We start from the raw sequence: 17,419 nt of genomic DNA, 5'->3' as shown, positions 1-17,419 counted from the left end.
ATCCTAGGCACGGGCGGCTGTGCGCAGGCTGTCACGCCGGTCACGGCGACGTCACGGAGCGGAAGGCCACCCGGCTCAGGTGGCCGGGATCTCGCACGTCGGGAGTCCGCTCGTGTCCCCGCCGTCCGCGATGACGTCCAACGCCGCCAGCGACTCCTCCAGCGTCGCCGTCCGGATCACCTGCAGGCCATCGGGCACGTGCCCGACCACCTCGTCGCAGTTCGACGCCGGAGCCAGGAAGTAGTCGGCACCCGCGTCGCGCGCACCGTAGAGCTTCTGCCGGATGCCGCCGATGGGGCCGACGTCGCCCTCCGCGTCGATCGTGCCCGTTCCCGCGACGTCCTTGCCGCCGTTGAGCTCGCCGGGCGTGAGCGTGTCGATGATGCCCAGCGCGAACATCATGCCGGCGCTCGGGCCGCCCACGTTGTCGAGCTGGATGGTCACGTCGATCTCGAAATCGTAGTCGGTGCGCAGGGTGATGCCGACCAGCCAGGTCGTGGTCCCGCCCTCCTCGTGCTTCTCGGGCGTCACCTCCACCACCTGCTCCGCGCCATCGCGCTGCACGGTGAGGGCGACGGGGTCGCCACCCGCATCCTGGATCGCCTCGCGCAACCGGGTGGCCGAGGTGACGGGCGTGCCGTCGACCGCGGTGATCACATCGTCGGGTTCCAGCAGCCCGTCGGCCGGCGAGTCCTCGACCGCACCCACGACGACCACCTGCGCGCCGGTGTCGTAGCCGAGCTCGTTGAGCGCTGCAGCCGTGGCCTCGTGCTGCGAGTCGACCATGAGCGTCGCGTTGCGCTCGTCGCGCTGCTCCGTGGTCACCCCCTCCGGGAACACGGAGTCGAGCGGGACGACCGCCCGCGAGGAGTCGAGCCAGGCCAGCGCGAGCTCGAACCAGCTGGGCGTGCGCTCGCGGTTGCCGACCACCTGCACCGTCGTGAGGTCGAGCGTGCCACCCGTCTCGTACGTCTCCGCACCCTCCACGCTGATCAGCGGTACCTGCTCGCCGTCGGCGTTCTTGGCGGTGCCGAGGGTGTCGTACACGGGACCGGGACGCTGGATCACGTACGGCGACGGCAGGAAGGTGAGCACCGCCAGGGCGGCGAGCGCGACGATCAGCGCCCAGACACCGAGTCCGAGCTTTCCTGCGCGCGGTCGTTCCACAGCATTCCTCCGTCGTTCGCGAGCGGCGTACAGCGATCTGCCCGCACCGGGGTCACGCACTGAAACCTGTGACTAGCGTAGATGCCACGGCTACAGACGTGCTGAGAGGGCGAGCGACATGGCAGACAACGACCCGAACCCGGAGGACTTCCAGGAGTTCCTGCGCCGGATGCTCTCGAACCAGGGCGGCGGCGACATCGACCCGGAAGCGCTGCGGGACGCCTTCCAGGGCATGGACGGGTTCACGCTCGACCCCGCGATGATGCAGACGATCATGGCGCAGCTCCAGGGTGCGTTCGGCGGCGACCCGTGGGAGAACGCCCTGCGGCAGGCGCTGCACATCGCCAACCGCGAGGGCCAGGGCATCTCCGACGGCTCGCGCACCTCGATCGCGGACTCCTTCGCGCTCGCCACCCTCTGGCTCGGCGAGGCGACCACGATCTCCGAGCTCGCCGAGGCGCCCACCGCCATGACCCGCGGCGAGTGGGTCGAGAAGACGTTGCCGGTGTGGAAGGAGATCGCCGGCCCCGTGTCGAGCAGCATCGCCGACGCGCTGACCTCGGCCCTGGACACGCAGGTGCCGGAGGAGATGCGCGGCGTGGTGCAGGGCGCGGGGCGGCTGATGCGCGGACTCGGCGGCTCGGTGTTCGCCGCGCAGTTCGGTCAGGTGCTGGGCAACCTGTCGCTCGAGGTCGTCTCGGGCGGTGACGTGGGGATCCCGGTGCTCCCCGCCGGCACCGCGGCCGTGATCCCGCAGAACCTGACCGCGTTCGGCGAGGGCCTGGAGATCCCGGAGGACCAGATCGCACTGTACCTCGCGACGAGGGAGCTGGCGTACGCCCGGCTGTACCGGCACGCCAAGTGGCTGCACCTGCACGTGATGGCGCAGATCACCGACTTCGCCCGCGGCGTGACGGTGGACGTCGACGCCCTGGAGGACGTGGCGAGCCGGCTCGACCCCTCCGATCCGGAGGAGCTGCGCGCCGCGATCGAGGGCGGCGCGCTGCTGCCCACCCAGACCGAGGCCCAGCGCGAGGCGCTCGCGCGGCTGGAGAACCTCATCGCGACGATCGACGGATGGGTCGACGTGGTCACCGCGCAGGCGACCTCTCGGCTGCCGGACGGCGCGCGGATCGCGGAGGCCGCGCGACGTCGCCGCGCGGTCGGCGGCCCGGCGGAGGACGCCCTCGGCGCCCTGGTCGGGCTGAAGCTCCGCCCCCGGCGGATGAGGGAGGCCTCGGCGATGTGGCAGGCCGTGACCGACGCGGTCGGCGTGGCCGCGCGCGACTCCCTGTGGGACTACCCCGACCTCATGCCGAGCGCCGAGGACATCGACGACCCCACGGCTCTCATCGCGCGGCTCCAGGCCGCCGAGCGCGGCGAGCAGCCCGTGGCCGACGAGTTCGATGAGGCGCTCGCCCGTCTGCTCGACGGCGACGACTTCTCCGGCGAGGAGGAGGGGCGCGACTCGACCTCCGCCGACGGCACGGAGGAGCGCGACGACCGCGATCAGGACGGCGATGCGGCGCCGGAGGGCGACCGCCCGGTCTGAGCCCGCCCGCCGTGGCGCGACCGTCGCGGCACTCCTCCTCCCCGGGCGCGGGCACCCGCCCGAGTTGTCCACCGATGCGCACGCGTGCTCTCCGCGCACGGACGGTCCGCACGAGAATCGGACGGATGCCACTCACCCCGCCCACCCTCACCCGCCTCGACCCGGCGCGACCGCTGCTGTGGCGCGACGCCACCACGCTGCAACTCGGCGACGACGGGACCCTCCGCCTTCCCGCGGAGCAGTCCTGGGTGGAGCCGCTCCTCAGCCGTATGCGCCGCGGATTCCGGCGCAGCGCGTTCGACGTGATCGCCCATGCGGCGGGCGCCCCCTGGGACGACGCCCGACGGCTGCTCGCCCTCGTCGACCCCGCACTCACCGACGACCTGTCCCCCCTCCGGGCCGTCTGGACGAGCAGCCTCGGTCTCACGGATCCGCGGGCCGAAGGACGACTGCGGGAGGCCCTGGCCGACGAAGGCGTTCCGGCGGGCGCTCCGGATCAGGCGGATGCCGTCGCGGTCGTGCTGGTACCGGGAGCGGCAGCGGCCGTGCAGTTCGCCGTGCACCTGCGCGAGGACCGCCCGCACCTGCCCCTGGCCTTCGAGCCGGGACGCGTGACCGTGGGCCCGCTGGTGATTCCTGGCGAGACGCCGTGTCTCAGCTGCCGCGACATCGAGGACACCGAGCGCGACCCCGCGTGGCCCCTCGTGCACAGTCAGTTGATCGGGCGCGACCCCGGGCGCATCCCCGCGTCGCGAGTCGGCGAAGCCGCTCGACTCACGGCCGTCCTGCTCGCCTCGTCCGACCCCGCCCGGCTCGTGCGGGTCAGCGCCGACGGGCGGCGCGTGTGGCGTTCGGTGTCGTTTCGCGCAGAATGCCTGTGCCGCGAGCCGTCGTCCCCATCTCGGCCAGGAACCGCGACGGTGCCCGCTCCCCTCGACCTGCCGATCGCGACCAGGAGATCTCCAGCGTTCGCGCGGCCCGCGTGACGCCCACATACGCCAGCCGCCTCTCCTCGTCGATCGCCTCGAACGTCGTGGCGTAGGAGATCGGCAGCGCGCCCTCCGCCCAGCCCGCGAGGTATACGTGCGGCCACTCGAGGCCCTTCGCCGCGTGCAGCGTGGACAGGGTCACGGTGCGCAGCGTCGGCTCGTGCTGGTCCTTCGCCCGCGCCATCAGCGCGTCACTGAACGACCGCAGCGTCTCGTCGGGTCCCGCCTCCTCCGCCAGGCGCAGGATCGCCCGGCGCGCCTCCCAGCCGTCGCGCTGCGCACCACCCGCGGCGGGCGGCTCCTCCGTCAGACCCAGCTCCTTCAGCACGCGGCGGACACCGGGCAGGAAGCCATGCTCGGTCGGGGCCACGGCCGCGGCCCGCAGTGCGAGGATCGCCTGCCGCACCTCCGGCATCGCGAAGAACCGGGTGCCGCCGAGCACCGAGGTGGCGATACCCTCCGCGGCGAGCGCCTGCTGCAGCCCGGCCGACTGGGCGTGGGCGCGGTACAGCACCGCGATCTCGGCGGGCGAGGCCCCGGCCGCGATCCGGGCAGCGACACCGGCCGCGATGCCCGCCGCCTCGTCGGACTCCGAGTCGTACGCCGTGACGGTCGGGGCGTCCGCAGTGAACTGCTCGCGGGCCGGGACGAGCTCGAGTGCGCCGGGTCGACCCCGCATCAACGTATTGGCCGCCGTCAGGATGGGCTCCTGCGACCGGTAGTTGGTCTCCAGTCGCACGACCGTGGCATCCGGGTGGCGGCGCTCGAACTCGAGCAGGAACCGCTGCTCGGCGCCCGCGAAGGAGTAGATCGTCTGGCTTGCGTCGCCCACCACGCAGATATCGCGGCGGTCGCCCAGCCACAGCTCGAGCAGTCGGTTCTGCAACGGGGAGACGTCCTGGAACTCGTCGACCGTGAAGTGGCGGTACTGCTCGTGCACCGAGGCCGCGACCCGCGGCTCCGCCTCGAGCATCCCGGCGCACGCGAGCAGCACATCCTCGAAGTCGAGCTGATGCCGCTCGTCCTTCAGCGCCTCGTAGCCGCGCATCAGCTCGACGAGCTGTCCCGCGTCGATCCCGCTGACGGGTCGGCCGAGCTCCGCGTACCGGTCGATCGACAGCATCGACACCTTGCGCCACTCGATCTCGGAGGCGATGTCGCGCAGGGTCGCCGTGCTCGGTCGCAGGCGCAGCGCGTCGGCCGCCTGCCCGAGCATGCGCACCTTGTTGTCGATGATCGACGGCGCGGGCGAGCCAGCCAGCGTGGGCCAGAAGAAGTTCAACTGCGCGAGCGCCGCCGCATGGAACGTGCGAGCAGCGACGCCCTCCACGCCCAGGGCACGAAGGCGTCCGCGCAGCTCGCCGGCCGCCTTCGCCGTGAACGTCACCGCCATCACGCGCGACGGCGAGTACGCGCCGGTGTCGACGCCGTGGGCGATGCGGTGCGTGATCACACGGGTCTTACCCGTCCCGGCCCCCGCGAGCACGGCGACGGGGCCCCGCAGGACGGAGGCCGCTGCCCGCTGCCGCTCGTCCAGGGCGTCGAGTGCGCTCACGCGCGCTCCTCGTACCACTGCACGATCAGGGCGCGCGCGATCGACGCGGGGCCGGGGAGACCGACCGGCGCCTCCCCCGCGAGCGCGGAACCGATCTCGTCGCGCGTGAACCAGCGCACGTCGATGATCTCCTCGCCGTCCGCGCGGGCGGCCGCCTCGTCCTCGACGACGGCCCGGAATCCGACCATGAGCGAGCGGGGGAACGGCCACGCCTGCGAGGAGACGTACCGCACGTCGGAGAGACGCACCCCCGACTCCTCCTCGATCTCCCGGTGCACCGTGGACTCGAGCGACTCGCCCGCCTCCGTGAAGCCCGCGAAGCACGAGTACATGCGGCCGCCCCAGTTGGCGTTCGCCCCGAGCAGCAGCCGCTCACCGTCGGCGCTCTCGACCGCGACGATCACCGCGGGATCCGTCCGGGGGAAGTGCTCGCGCCCGCACACCAGGCAGCGGCGCGACCAGCCGGCCTGACGCAGCTCGGTACCGCCGCCGCAGGTCGGGCAGAACGGCGCGTCGCGCAACCAGCCGGCGAGCGCGACAGCTTCCACCAGCACCTCCGACTCGCCGGCGTCGATGCGACCGCCCAGGTCGCGCAGCCCGAGCCAGATCTCGTCCGGAGCGGCGTCGACGGCGTCGGTCTCCGGCGGCGCGGCGGCCAGGAGCAGCACCGCGCCGTCGGCGTCGCGGCCGAGCAGCGCCCAGGTCGCCTCCCCCACGGCGTCGGGCGCGACGCGGACGAGCGTTGAGTCGACCACGCGCACGCGGCCCTCGCGCACGACGATCACCCCGGTCTCGGCCTCGCTGCGCAGACGGTCGATCACGCCGGGCTCCTCACGGAGCTCCGCTGCGCGGTCGAAGAACGGACGCGGAATGCTCATCGACTCCCCCTTTCACGGGCGTGGCGGAGGCGGGACCGCCCCTGAGCCCACCTACCCTGGGGGCATGGGACGCTCTCCATTCACTCTAGCCGCGGCGGTGACGGCCGCACTTCCCGGCGCTGAGGTCACGGGCACCCGAGCGCTCACCGCCGACGGCGACGGCCGCTTCGACTCCGCCGTCGCCTCACTCGCCGACGGCAGGGAACTGGCGATCCGCGTGGCCGACGACGACGATGCGGCGCGCGAGCTCGCGGCCGAGGCCATCGCGTTGCGCGCGCTCACCGACGGCGCCCGCGCGATGCTGCCCTTCCGCGCCCCGGCGTACGTGGGCGAGACGCGCCTGGGCGACGGACGCGCACTGGTGACCGAGCTGCTGCCCGGCTTCCAGATCGAGGCGCCGATGGTGCCCGCCGGCCGCGGTGCCGCCGAGTCGATGGGCGCCGCGATCGCCGCCGTGCACGGCATGCCCACCTCCGTCGTCCGCGGAGCGGGGCTCCCCACGCGCAGCGCCGACGAGAGCCGCGCCGAGCTCGAACGACTCGTCGACACCGCCGCCGCCACCGGCCGCGTCCCCGCGCGGCTCACCGTGCGCTGGCGCGACGCGATCGCGGACGACGAGCTGTGGCGCTTCGAGTCCACCGTCGTCCTCGGCGGGGTGCAGGCGACCTCCTTCCTGTTCGACGACGACCCGCACGAGGGCCCCCGGGTCACCGGGCTCGTGGGCTGGCACGGGCTCGCGGTGGGCGACCCCGCGGTCGACCTCGCCTGGCTGTCGGCCGCGCCGGATGCCGCCACCGATGTGCAGGCCGCCTATGCCCGCACCGTCGACCGTGGCCCCGACGCCGGGCTCGACGCCCGTGCCCGGCTGCTCGCCGAGCTCGAGTTCGCGCGCTGGCTCGTTCACGGCGACGCGCTGCACCGCCCCGACATCGTCGACGACGCCGCCGCGCTGCTCACCGCTCTCGCGGAGGGCCTGAACGACCGCGGGATCGCGACCGCCGAGCGCCGCAGCGGCGTGGACTCCGCGATGGAGGCACTCGACCGGGTCCCTGTCGCCCGCGCGCCCGAGGTCGACACGTCCATGCAGACCGACGCCTACAACCCCGACGACCTGTGGGTCGCGGACGCCGAGGCGCGGGACGACGCGGAGCCCGGCTCCACTCCGGTAGAAGCGGACGCGCCCAGGCCGTGGAGTCGTGCGACGCGGAGCGACGCCGAGGCTCCGGCGGGCGACGCCCCGCGCTTCAGCGCGGTCGAGCTCGACACCGAGGACCTCTCCGGCGTGCGCTCCGGGTTCGCGGGGACGCACGGCTCGCGTGACGCCGACGCGGCGCCCACCCCGGGCGGCCACGACGGAGGCGCGGACGACGGGGACGACTCCGAAGAGGCTCAGCGGGCGGCGCGCGCGGCACTCCAGCGCTGGAAAAGCTCCTCCTCCGAATAGACCCGGTCCCCGCGGATGACGAGGTCGTCTGCGACGTAGTACAGCGCCACGTCGATCTCGTCGAGCGGCACCCCGAAGCGCCGGTGGTACGCGAGGCGGTACAGCGCGAGCTGCAACATCCGCTCCTCCCGCTCCTCGGCCGTCCGGGGCGCGCGGCCGGTCTTCCAGTCGACGATCTCGATGCGGCCGCCACGGTCCGCGCGGCGGTACACGGCATCGAGTTTGCAGATCACGATGTGTCCGCGCTCGTCCTCGTACCCTTCCCCGCCCGCACCGAGCGCGAAGTCGATCTCGATCTCGACCGCCAGCGGCTGCAACGACCCCCACTCGCTCTGCTCGAACGTGCGCTGCAGCACCGCGAGGTCGGCGGCGTCGGCCACCGCGCCGGGGCCGGCGCCGTCGAACACGGCATCGGCGAACGGCTCGTCCTCGTCCTGCTCCCACAGCGCCTCATCGACGCGGGAGCCGACCCCCACCAGTTCGGAGCGCTGCTCGACCCAGGCGTGGAACAGCGTGCCCAGGCGCGTCTGCCGATAGGGACGCTCCGGCATGGGGCGCACGATCGACGCGAGCGTTCCCGCGTAGTCGGTGACGTAGTCCTTGAAGCGCGACGCAGGGACACGGGTCGGAGCGTCCGCCGCAGTGCCCCGCTGGCGGGCCTCGCGTTCCGCCAGCAGTCGCTGCAGCTCGGGCGTGGGGGTCGCGGTGCCCGATCGCAGCTCCTCCTCGACCGCCGCCGCGGCAAGCATCACCACGGGTCGCCGTGCGCCGAGCGGGTCGAGCGGCCAGTGCAAGGTCGCACCCGGACCGTCGTACGGGTTCTCGTCGGGGTCCACGCCATCGATCGGCGCGAGGCCCCGCACCTCGATCGCCTCCAGCAGATAGGGGCTCGGAGTGCGCGGCGCCTTCTGCCCCGCCCAGTGCGCCCCGGTCAGCAGCAGGTCGCTCCGGGCGCGGGTGATCGCGACATACGCCAGGCGCCGCTCCTCCTGGCGCTGGTACTCGCGGTAGGCGTCCTTGAAGCGCTTGAGTGCGCCGCCCTGAGGGTTCGCCTGGGTGGCGCCGCCCGACAGCGAGGCCTGCGCGAGCTTCTGCCGCTTGACCGGATCGGTCTCGGCCCCCACCGCGTCCTCCGGATCCCACGTGAACCTCGGCAGCGCGTCACGGTCGCCGCGCAGCTCGAACGGCACCACGCCGAACCCGAACCAGCCCGACGTGTCGGCGATGCGACCGGGCAGTTCGTCCACCACGAGTCGCACCACCGCCACCGCATCCCATTCGAGCCCCTTGGACCCGTGGATCGTGAGCAGCTGCACCACGCCCGGCTCCGGCGGCTCGGGGCGCGGCATCAGTTCGTCCGTGCTCTCGGCCTTGTCGAGCCACGCGAGGAGGCTGCCGATCGTGCCGCGGTCGTCGGCGGCGAGGAACGCACGGACCTCGTCGGCGAAGGCTCGCAACTGCGTCGCCGCGATCCGCGCCGGTCCGCGGGTCTCGTTCGCGGCGAGCTCGATGTCGAGGCGGAGCTCCAGCTCGATCAGACGGATCAGCTCGGGGATCGGTTGCGACGACGCGCGGCGCAACCGCTCCAGCATCTCCCCCGCGGCGCGGATCCGCGCCCTGCCCTCCGGGGTGATGGCCGCGAGCAGGCGGTAGTCGTCTCGCACCGCGCGCACCACGTCGACCGCGTCCACGATCGACACGGCCTCGTCCGCTCCGCGCGACGAACGCAGCCGCACCCGCACCTCGTCCGGGAGCGGGAGCATCGTCGTGTCGCGCTCGGCCAGCGTGCGGCCGAGGTCGTACAGCGCCGCCATGTCGGCGACTCCCACCCCGAAACGCGGTCCGGTCAGCAGCCGGATGAGGGCCGAACCGGCAGTGGGATCGTGCACGACCCGCAGCGTGGACACCACGTCGACCACCTCCGGCGTGGCGAGCAGGCCGCCCAGCCCGAGAATGCGGTGCGGCACCCCTCGGGCCGCCAGCGCCGCTGCGAACGTCTGCATGTGACGCTTCGAGCGGAACAGGATCGCGCCCGTGTGCGGGGATCCGGCCCGTGCCCCCTCCCCCGCGTCGTGTGCGGCGCGGCGCTGCACGAACCAGTCCGCCACCGCCGCCGCCTCCTCATCGACCGTGAGCGGGAAGCGCACCTCCACGCCGCCGTCACCCGCCCCGGGACGCGCCTCCAGCGGCGGCACGTCCAGTCCGGGGCGCTGCAGCGGCTCCAGCACCCGGTTCGCGATGTCGAGGATGCCCCGATCGTTGCGCCAGCTCGTCATCAGGCTGTACGTGCGCACCGCCCCCGCGCTCGCGAACGACCGGGAGAACGCGTAGAGGTTGTCGGCGCTGGCTCCACGCCAGCCGTAGATCGACTGATGCGGGTCGCCCACCGCCATGACGGCCGTATCGCGGAACAGCTCGGCGAGGAAGCGGGTCTGGATGACCGAGGTGTCCTGGTACTCGTCGAGGAGCACGACGCGGTGCTGCTCGCGCAGTTCGGCCCGCACATCAGGGGCCGACTCCACGATGTCGTAGGCGCCGCCGACCTGATCCGCGAAGTCCAGCACCCCCCGGCGCTGCTTCTCCGCGATGTACTCGCGCACCAGGGCGGTGAGCGTGGGCAGGCTCAGCAGGTTGATCGCCGCCTTCTCGACGTCGGCGTTGCTCCGGTACGGCTCGAACGCGCGCGCCTGCTCCACCGCGATGCGCTCGGCCAGCGCGAGGTCGACCCGGTGGTCCAGCGCGTCACCGGCCAAGCGCTGCACCGCGTCGATGACCGTGCCGAGCGCGTAGTCGATCTCCTCCAGCTGCGGAAGGTCGCTGCGGAGCACCACCTCCCGCGCCAGCATCCAGGACGCCGCCTGACTGAGCATGGCGACATCGGGATCACGGCCGATCCGGGCCGCATGCTCGCGCACGATCCCGTCCGCGAACGCGTTGTACGTCGACACGCGCGGTCGGATCATCAGGTCTTCCGCCGTCCGCGACGCTGCCGGGTCCCAACCCGTGTCGAACCGACGGGCGAGGTCGTCGAGGACCGTGGCGCGCACCAGGTCGCGCTGCCGTCCCGACGCCGCCTCCGCCACCCGGTCGAGGGCGTCGCTGCGGACGATCGCGGGCAGGTGCGGCAGCAGTCCCCGTCGGCCGTACTCGTCGACGACGGCGAGACGCGCACCGATCCGCTCCGCCAGCTCGCCGGCGGCCTTGCGGGTGAAGGTCAGCCCGAGGATCTCGTCGCGCCGCACTCGACCCGTCGCCACGAGCCACACCACGCGCGCCGACATCGTCTCGGTCTTGCCGCTGCCCGCCCCGGCCACCACGAGCGCCGGCTCGAGCGGGGCCTCGATCACCTCCTGCTGGGCGGGAGTCGGCGTGGGCAGGCCGAGCGCCGCGGCGATGTCGGTCGCCGAGAGCACCACCTCGGGCGCCGCCACGGTCACGAGCTCACCGCCGGGACCGTGTGGATGCGGCACGGGTGCACGCGGCGCTGCGTGTCGGCGCAGTGCGACTCGACCTGGGCCGTGAACCCCGCGGCCGACATGCCCCGCGCCACCTCCGCCACGCGCTGCAGGAACTGCCGCCGCGCGTCGCCGTCGAGCGCGTGCTGATGGGCGATGCGGTAGTCGCTCTTCGCCAGGGTCTTCGAGACGATCACGAGTCGCGCGCCGCCGAGCGACCTCGGGGTCGCACCCGGCACCAGCCCCTGTTGCACGGCGATCTGGTACGCCGCGAGCTGCGCATGCTCCCGCACCGCACCGTCGGTCTCCGGGTCGGTCTTGCCCGTCTTGAGGTCGACGACCACGGTCGTGCCCTCGGCGTCGCCGGTCATGCGCTCCCATCCCCGTCCTCGCGCGTGCGGGTGGTCACCCGCACCGGTGGGATACGACTCCACCCGATCGATGTACCCGTGCACGATCGCCCGGTGTGCCCGCTCCTCGTCGACCGGATGCACGGTCGGCTCCTCCGCGCCCTCCCGGGCATCGACCGCGAACCGGAACTCGACCTCGCTGCCGAGCACCCGGCCTCCGTCGCGCGCGACATCGCCGAGATACGTGTGCAGCCGGTCGACGAAGAGGTCGGCACGACGACGCTCCTTGCGTCCGATCCACTCGGTCTCGAAGTCGAGTTCCGGCCAGTGCTCGGCGACGATCGCCCGCATGCGCTCGAGGTCGCCGTCGGGCACGCGCTCCATGGCCTCGTGCACGATCGTGCCGATTCCCGCCGTCGGGGGCATGACGGTGTCGCCGCCGAGGGCCGAGACCACCCAGTTCAGGCCGCACTCCTCGAACGACTCGACCGCCGACGGCGACACGCGGGCACCCGAGGTCGCGAGGTCGCGCAGCGGAGCCCGCGTGGATGCCGGCCGCACGCCGTACCACTCGGCCGGGTCGGCTCCCGGCACGCCCTCCCGCGCCAGCACCGCCAATTGCGCTGCGGCTTCGCGCCGCAGCGGCTCGGCCGTCACCGTGGTGAGCGTGCGCCGGTGGCGCGCGACCAGGCCCCGCAGGGTGAGCGGGTGCTCCGCGGACGCATGCCTTTCCGGGGGCTCCGGTGGCGGAAGGAAGCCGAAGAACGGGCTGGGGGTGAGGTCGTCGTCGTCGACCGCCGTGATCAGCAGTCGGCCGCGGGCGCGCGAGATCGCCCGCACGAACAGACGGAGCTCGTCGTGCAGGGCCGCCCGTCGGCGGTCGAGCACACCGGGCGGCTCGTCGGGCACACCGGTGCGGGCGGCGGCGAGCGCCCCGGGGAGCCGCCACGTCTGCAGGAGCCCGCCGCGCAGCCGTACGTTGGGCCAGACGCCGTCCTGCACCCCGGCGACGACGACCGCGTCGAACTCCGTGCCCAATGCGGTCGCGGGGGTGAGCAGGGTGACCGTGCCGGGACGCTCCGGCGTCGACAGCGTGTCCTCCGGGACCTCGCTGTCGAGGATGTCGCGCACGAACACTTCGGGCTTCTCGTTCGGCGTGCGCTCCACGAACCGCTTGGCCGCGTCGAACAGGGCCACCAGCGCGTCGAGCGAGCGCGCGGTCTCCGCCCCGGTCGGCAGCAGCGAGATCTCCCGCCACGCCACCGACAGCCGGCGACCGTCCACCGCCCTGGCCTGCTCCCACACGCGCCACAGCAGATCGTGGATGGTCTCGCCCTCCGCGGCGGCCCTGGCGACCGCCTCGACCGTCTCCGCGAAGCGCTCCGCCGTGCGCGACTCGGGGGCGTCGATGAGGGTGAGGGTCGCGGGCTGCGACAGAGCCTGACGCAGCAGTTCGCGCGCGGGCGTCGATCCCCCGCCGGCGAGTTCGAGATGCCGCAGCCGCGCCCTGAGTCGTCGGAGGGCGATCGCATCCATGCCCCCGAACGGCGTCCGCAGTGCGTCCTCCCACGCCTGTACCGTCCGCTCCTCGTCGGGGGTCAGCGCGAGACGGACGATCCCGACGATGTCGCGCACGATCCCCTCGCTGCCGAGCGGTCGCTGCACCCCGGCGGCTCGCGTGGGGATCTCCCGCGCCGCCAGCTCGGTCTCCAGGGCGGTGACCTGACGGGTGTCGTGGGCGATCACCGCCATCCGATCCCACGGCACTCCGTCGCTCAGATGCCAGTCGCGCATCACCCCCGCGATGCGGTCGAACTCCTCGTAGGGCGACGGCGCGAGGAAGGTGGACACGACGGGGGCCTCGTCCTCCCCCGCGAGCGGCGCGGGCGCCCGCCGATGCTCCACGCGCCCCGACACCCCGATCGCCTGCGTCACGGTGCGGGTGAGCGCGGTGAGCGCGGCGTGCTGTCGGTGCGCCCCGTCGAGCACGTGCACGTCGCCGAGCGCCCCCGCCAGCTGCGAGAAGAGCTCGGGGCTCGCGCCACGGAACGCCCCGGACGAGATGTCGGGGTCGCCGAAGGCCAGCACCGCGACCCCGCGGTCGAGCAGTGCCCGGACGACCGCGATGCCCCCGCGCGTGAGCTCCTGCGCATCGTCGATCAGCACCGCGCGCACGGGCGCGAGCGGGCCGAGGGTGGCGGCATCGGCCGTGCGCAGGATCGCGCTCGCCTCGCTGAGCAGGTCGGCCGCGTCGCGGTGGGCCGATCGCAGGGCGTCGAGCACCGTGCGGTACTCCACCAGGAACTCCGCAGCGGCCGCCCACACCTCGTTGCCCGACGACCGCAGCTCCTCGGGGTGCACGCCCAGCTCGGTGCACTCGGCCAGGAACGCGCGCAGCTCCGACCGGAATCCTCTCGACGCCCGCACGGAGGCGCTGAGCGACTCGGGCCAGGCGATGCGGCCGTCCTCCGTGTCTCCCGCGAGCAGCTCCGCGATGATGCGGTCCTGGTCGGCGCCCGTCAGCAGCGCGGGCGGCTCGGCGCCCTCGCGCACCATCGCCCCGCGGACGAGCTGGAAGGCGAACGAACCGAGCGAGCGGGCGAGCGGGCCGGGGGTCGCCTGTCCCACGCGCACGCCGATGCGATCGCGCAGCGCCGTCGCGGCCTGTCGACTCGGGGTGAGCGCGAGCACCTCTTCCGGCCGCAGCCCCTCCTCGTCGATGAGCCGCACGATGCGGTCGACCAGCACCGTCGTCTTGCCGGTGCCCGGGGCACCGATGATGACGCCGGACGCGGTCGGCGGCGCCATGATCACGGCACGTTGAGCGGCATCCGAAGTCATGTCCTCCACGCTAACGGGAGCGGCCGACATGGGCGTCGCCCGCCCCGCGCGGGCGCGCTGTGCGCTGCTGGCGAAACCGGCGGCGACGGCCGATCCGGCCCCGGTGCCGCGCGATAGAGTTGGCGAGTCCGACGAACTTCAAGGAGCACGCGTGGAAATCCGCATCGGCATCATCAACACCGGCCGCGAGCTGAGCTTCGACACCGCCGCCTCGGCGGACGAGGTCCGCACCCAGGTCTCCGCGGCGCTGGAGCAGAGCGCGAGCCACCTGAGCTTCGCCGATGTGAAGGGCAACTCCTACATCGTGCCGACCGCGAACCTCGCCTTCATCGAGCTGGGCACCGAGGAGTCGCGCCGCGTCGGCTTCGTCGCCTGACCGCCGATGTACATCCTCCTCGCCCTGATCGCGGCGTGCGCGCTCGGCATCGCCGTGCACTACGTCGTCGGCGGCCGTGAGCTCCGGGGCGTGGCCCTGGCTCCGGCCGTCGCCACCGCCACCGCGGCGCTCCTCTACACCGTGCTCCAGTGGGCGGGCGTCGGCGAGGACAGCCCGTGGCTCTGGCTCGCGAGCATCCTCGGCTCCGTGGTGGTCTCGGCCGCGGTCGCGGTCGGGGTCACCGCCCTGCGCCGGCGCTCGGACGCCGAGACGAAGGCCGCGCTCGGGATCTGACCCGGCGGGCCCGCCCGCTCAGGAGGCGAGGCCCATCGCGTCCATGCGTCGAGCATGCGCGCCCATGAGCTCGGTGTAGACCGGCTCGATGCGCTCCTCCTCGACGGCGAGCAGTTCGGGTCGCAGCGCGGCACGGCACACGAGGATCGTGTCGCCCACGAGGCGCCGCGCCCACATCGACAGCAGCGACCGCCACTCCTCGTCGCTCTCGATCGTCTCCTGGATGATCGCGACGATCTCGTGCCTGGCGTCGTCCTCGCGCAGGATCTCGGCGACGCGCCGCCCCGGCTCTCCGTAGCTGGACGCGAGGGCGAGATAGAAGTCGTCGAGCATGCCCGCGGTGATGTACACGGCGAGGAGCGTCTCCCGGGGGCGCGCGCCGATGGTCTTGCGGCGGAACGCGTCGAGGTGTTCGCGGAAGGGGAGCATCAGCTGCGTGGGGTCGTCTCCGCGCTCGGCGATCAGGTCGACGATGCCGCGGTGCTTGGTGAGTGCGGCACCCGCCGCGCGCGACAGGGCCTCCTTCTCGGACAGCTCGGGTGTCGCGCGGATGAGTCGCGTCAGCGTCTCGAAGTAGCCGAGCTGCAGGTAGGCGGCCTGACCGAGGAAGCGCGGAAGCTCGGGCGCCAGCTCGGCGAAATCGACCCGGGTCGCATCGCCCTGCTCGCCGCGACTGCGCAGTGCGAGGGCGCGCCGCGGCGCACGGTCGCGCTGCCAGAACCACTTAACCACGAGGCCGTCCTCCCGAGTCCACCACGTCGTTCACAATACTCGGGCCCGCGCTTCTTCCTGGCGGAGAGAGGGGCTCCGGTAGGCTGTCCCTGTCCCCGCCGTCGGAGCGGGGCCCCGCGCCTGTGGCACAAGAGACGGCGTGGCTCCGTTTACGTGGCGATCCCCGCGGGTCGCCGGACAGGCAATCTGAAAACAGTGACAACTTTCGCCGATCTCGGCATCGATCAGGACATCGTCGACGCACTGGCCGCGAAGGGCATCGTGGATGCCTTCCCGATCCAGGAGCAGACCATCCCCCTCGGCCTGCCTGGCCAGGACATCATCGGCCAGGCCAAGACCGGTACCGGGAAGACCTTCGGCTTCGGCATCCCCGTCGTGCAGCGGCTCGGGAAGGACCCGGAGCACGGCGTCAAGGCGCTGATCGTCGTCCCCACCCGCGAGCTCGCGGTGCAGGTGTACGAAGACATCGACCTGCTCACCAGCAACCGCTCGACCAGCGTCGTCGCCATCTACGGCGGCAAGGCCTACGAGGGTCAGATCGACCAGCTCAAGGCGGGCGCGCAGATCGTCGTCGGCACCCCCGGCCGTCTGATCGACCTGGCCGGTCAGCGCCTGCTCGACCTGTCGAACGCGACCGAGGTCGTGCTCGACGAGGCCGACAAGATGCTCGATCTGGGCTTCCTCGCCGACATCGAGAAGATCTTCCAGAAGGTCCCGGCCGTGCGCCACACCCAGCTGTTCTCGGCGACCATGCCCGGACCGATCGTGGCACTGGCCCGCCGGTTCATGACCAACCCGATCCACATCCGCGCGAACGACCCCGACGAGGGTCTCACGCAGGCCAACATCAAGCACCTCGTCTACCGCGCGCACTCGCTCGACAAGGACGAGGTCATCGCCCGCATCCTGCAGGCCGAGGGCCGCGGCAAGACCGTCATCTTCACCCGCACCAAGCGGGCCGCTCAGCGTCTCGTCGACGAACTCAGCGACCGCGGGTTCAACGTGGGCGGCGTGCACGGCGACATGGGTCAGGACCAGCGCGAGCGGTCGATGGCGGCGTTCAAGGCGGGCAAGAAGGACGTGCTGGTCGCGACCGACGTCGCCGCCCGCGGCATCGACGTGGACGACGTCACGCACGTGATCAACCACACGATCCCCGATGAGGAGAAGACGTACCTCCACCGCGCGGGTCGCACGGGCCGGGCGGGCAAGACGGGTATCGCGGTCACGTTCGTCGACTGGGAGGACCTGCACAAGTGGGCCCTCATCAACCGAGCGCTGGAGTTCGGCCAGCCGGAGCCGATCGAGACGTACTCGTCGAGCCCGCACCTGTACACCGACCTCGACATCCCCGAGGGCACCAAGGGCCGTCTGGTCTCCGCGCCGAAGAAGGAGCCGGTCAAGACCGAGCGCACCCGTCGTCCGGAGCGCGCCGCCGACGCCGCGGCCGAGGGCACGGGCGAGGCGGGCACGCGTCGTCGTCGCCGCCGCCGCACGGGCTCGAGCCAGGTCGGTTCGACGTTCGCCGAGGGTGCCGCCGACGGCACCGCGTCCGAAGGCTCCTCCGCTGCGTCCGCTGACCGCGGCGCCGAGGGCGCCGGTACGCACGACGGTGCGGGCAAGGAGCACCACGACGGCAAGCCGGCTCCCGCCCGCCGCCGCCGTCGTCGTCGCGGGGGCTCCGGTGCCGCCGGCGCCGCGCCCGTCGCCGGCGCCTGAGCCGGCCGCATCATCGTCCGAGGGGCGCCGCACGGTCATCCGTGCGGCGCCCCTCGTCGTTCCTCAC

11 protein-coding genes are annotated in these 17,419 nt (G+C 72.9%); 5 read left to right on the top strand and 6 right to left on the bottom strand.

Annotation, left to right across the window (positions count from 1 at the left end; genetic code table 11):
• Window positions 1–75: 75 nt before the first annotated feature.
• A complete protein-coding gene (locus tag ACFWCH_RS11620) occupies window positions 76–1,167 on the bottom strand; it encodes a PDZ domain-containing protein (protein ID WP_206251501.1) in 1,092 nt (363 codons plus the stop codon).
• 118 nt (window positions 1,168–1,285) lie between these two features.
• Here ACFWCH_RS11620 and ACFWCH_RS11615 point away from each other — a divergent pair, with 118 nt between their 5' ends.
• Window positions 1,286–2,719: a zinc-dependent metalloprotease gene (locus ACFWCH_RS11615; protein ID WP_378803567.1), complete on the top strand. Its 1,434-nt coding sequence runs from the start codon at window positions 1,286–1,288 to the stop codon at window positions 2,717–2,719.
• Window positions 2,720–3,541: 822 nt separating this feature from the next.
• Here ACFWCH_RS11615 and ACFWCH_RS11610 read toward each other — a convergent pair.
• On the bottom strand, window positions 3,542–5,263 hold the full coding sequence (locus ACFWCH_RS11610; RefSeq protein ID WP_378803566.1) for an ATP-dependent helicase: 1,722 nt from the start codon (window positions 5,261–5,263) through the stop codon (window positions 3,542–3,544).
• Window positions 5,260–6,141, bottom strand: a complete 882-nt coding sequence (gene nudC / locus ACFWCH_RS11605) for an NAD(+) diphosphatase (RefSeq protein ID WP_378803565.1) — start codon at window positions 6,139–6,141, stop codon at window positions 5,260–5,262. The genes ACFWCH_RS11610 and nudC overlap by 4 nt, the downstream gene beginning before the upstream one ends.
• 64 nt (window positions 6,142–6,205) lie before the next feature.
• On the opposite strand from nudC, the gene ACFWCH_RS11600 reads away from it, so the two are divergent.
• A complete protein-coding gene (locus tag ACFWCH_RS11600; protein WP_378803564.1) occupies window positions 6,206–7,585 on the top strand; it encodes a phosphotransferase in 1,380 nt (459 codons plus the stop codon).
• On the opposite strand, the gene ACFWCH_RS11595 is transcribed toward ACFWCH_RS11600, so the two are convergent.
• A complete protein-coding gene (locus ACFWCH_RS11595) occupies window positions 7,531–11,055 on the bottom strand; it encodes a UvrD-helicase domain-containing protein (RefSeq protein ID WP_378803563.1) in 3,525 nt (1,174 codons plus the stop codon). The genes ACFWCH_RS11600 and ACFWCH_RS11595 overlap by 55 nt on opposite strands.
• The gene (locus tag ACFWCH_RS11590) at window positions 11,019–14,231 is read right to left on the bottom strand and encodes an ATP-dependent DNA helicase (protein WP_247638582.1); all 3,213 of its coding nucleotides are present in this window, start codon (window positions 14,229–14,231) and stop codon (window positions 11,019–11,021) included. The genes ACFWCH_RS11595 and ACFWCH_RS11590 overlap by 37 nt, the downstream gene beginning before the upstream one ends.
• A gap of 151 nt (window positions 14,232–14,382) precedes the next feature.
• On the opposite strand from ACFWCH_RS11590, the gene ACFWCH_RS11585 reads away from it, so the two are divergent.
• Both ACFWCH_RS11585 and ACFWCH_RS11580 read left to right on the top strand, forming a co-directional pair.
• Complete coding sequence (locus ACFWCH_RS11585; RefSeq protein WP_136029971.1) at window positions 14,383–14,607, top strand: DUF3107 domain-containing protein; 225 nt, start codon at window positions 14,383–14,385, stop codon at window positions 14,605–14,607.
• Between the two features lie 6 nt (window positions 14,608–14,613).
• A complete protein-coding gene (locus ACFWCH_RS11580; RefSeq protein ID WP_136029973.1) occupies window positions 14,614–14,901 on the top strand; it encodes a hypothetical protein in 288 nt (95 codons plus the stop codon).
• An 18-nt stretch (window positions 14,902–14,919) separates the two neighbouring features.
• Here the strand turns inward: ACFWCH_RS11580 and ACFWCH_RS11575 are convergent, their stop codons facing one another.
• Entirely contained in the window at window positions 14,920–15,633 is a 714-nt protein-coding gene (locus tag ACFWCH_RS11575) for a ferritin-like fold-containing protein (RefSeq protein WP_136029975.1), read from the bottom strand.
• Between the two features lie 195 nt (window positions 15,634–15,828).
• On the opposite strand from ACFWCH_RS11575, the gene ACFWCH_RS11570 reads away from it, so the two are divergent.
• On the top strand, window positions 15,829–17,352 hold the full coding sequence (locus tag ACFWCH_RS11570; protein ID WP_247638580.1) for a DEAD/DEAH box helicase: 1,524 nt from the start codon (window positions 15,829–15,831) through the stop codon (window positions 17,350–17,352).
• The last annotated feature ends 67 nt before the right edge of the window (window positions 17,353–17,419 follow it).

Origin of the sequence: Microbacterium sp. NPDC060132, from assembly GCF_042729675.1 — a bacterium.
GTDB lineage: Bacteria > Actinomycetota > Actinomycetes > Actinomycetales > Microbacteriaceae > Microbacterium > Microbacterium sufflavum.
This window is presented reverse-complemented; position numbering and strand designations above follow the sequence as displayed.

Coding starts and splice junctions, on each gene's coding strand:
- ACFWCH_RS11615 (WP_378803567.1), top strand. CDS start 1,286: ATGGCAGACAACGACCCGAACCCGGAGGACTTCCAGGAGTTCCTGCGC.
- nudC (WP_378803565.1), bottom strand. CDS start 6,141: ATGAGCATTCCGCGTCCGTTCTTCGACCGCGCAGCGGAGCTCCGTGAG.
- ACFWCH_RS11600 (WP_378803564.1), top strand. CDS start 6,206: ATGGGACGCTCTCCATTCACTCTAGCCGCGGCGGTGACGGCCGCACTT.
- ACFWCH_RS11590 (WP_247638582.1), bottom strand. CDS start 14,231: ATGACTTCGGATGCCGCTCAACGTGCCGTGATCATGGCGCCGCCGACC.
- ACFWCH_RS11580 (WP_136029973.1), top strand. CDS start 14,614: ATGTACATCCTCCTCGCCCTGATCGCGGCGTGCGCGCTCGGCATCGCC.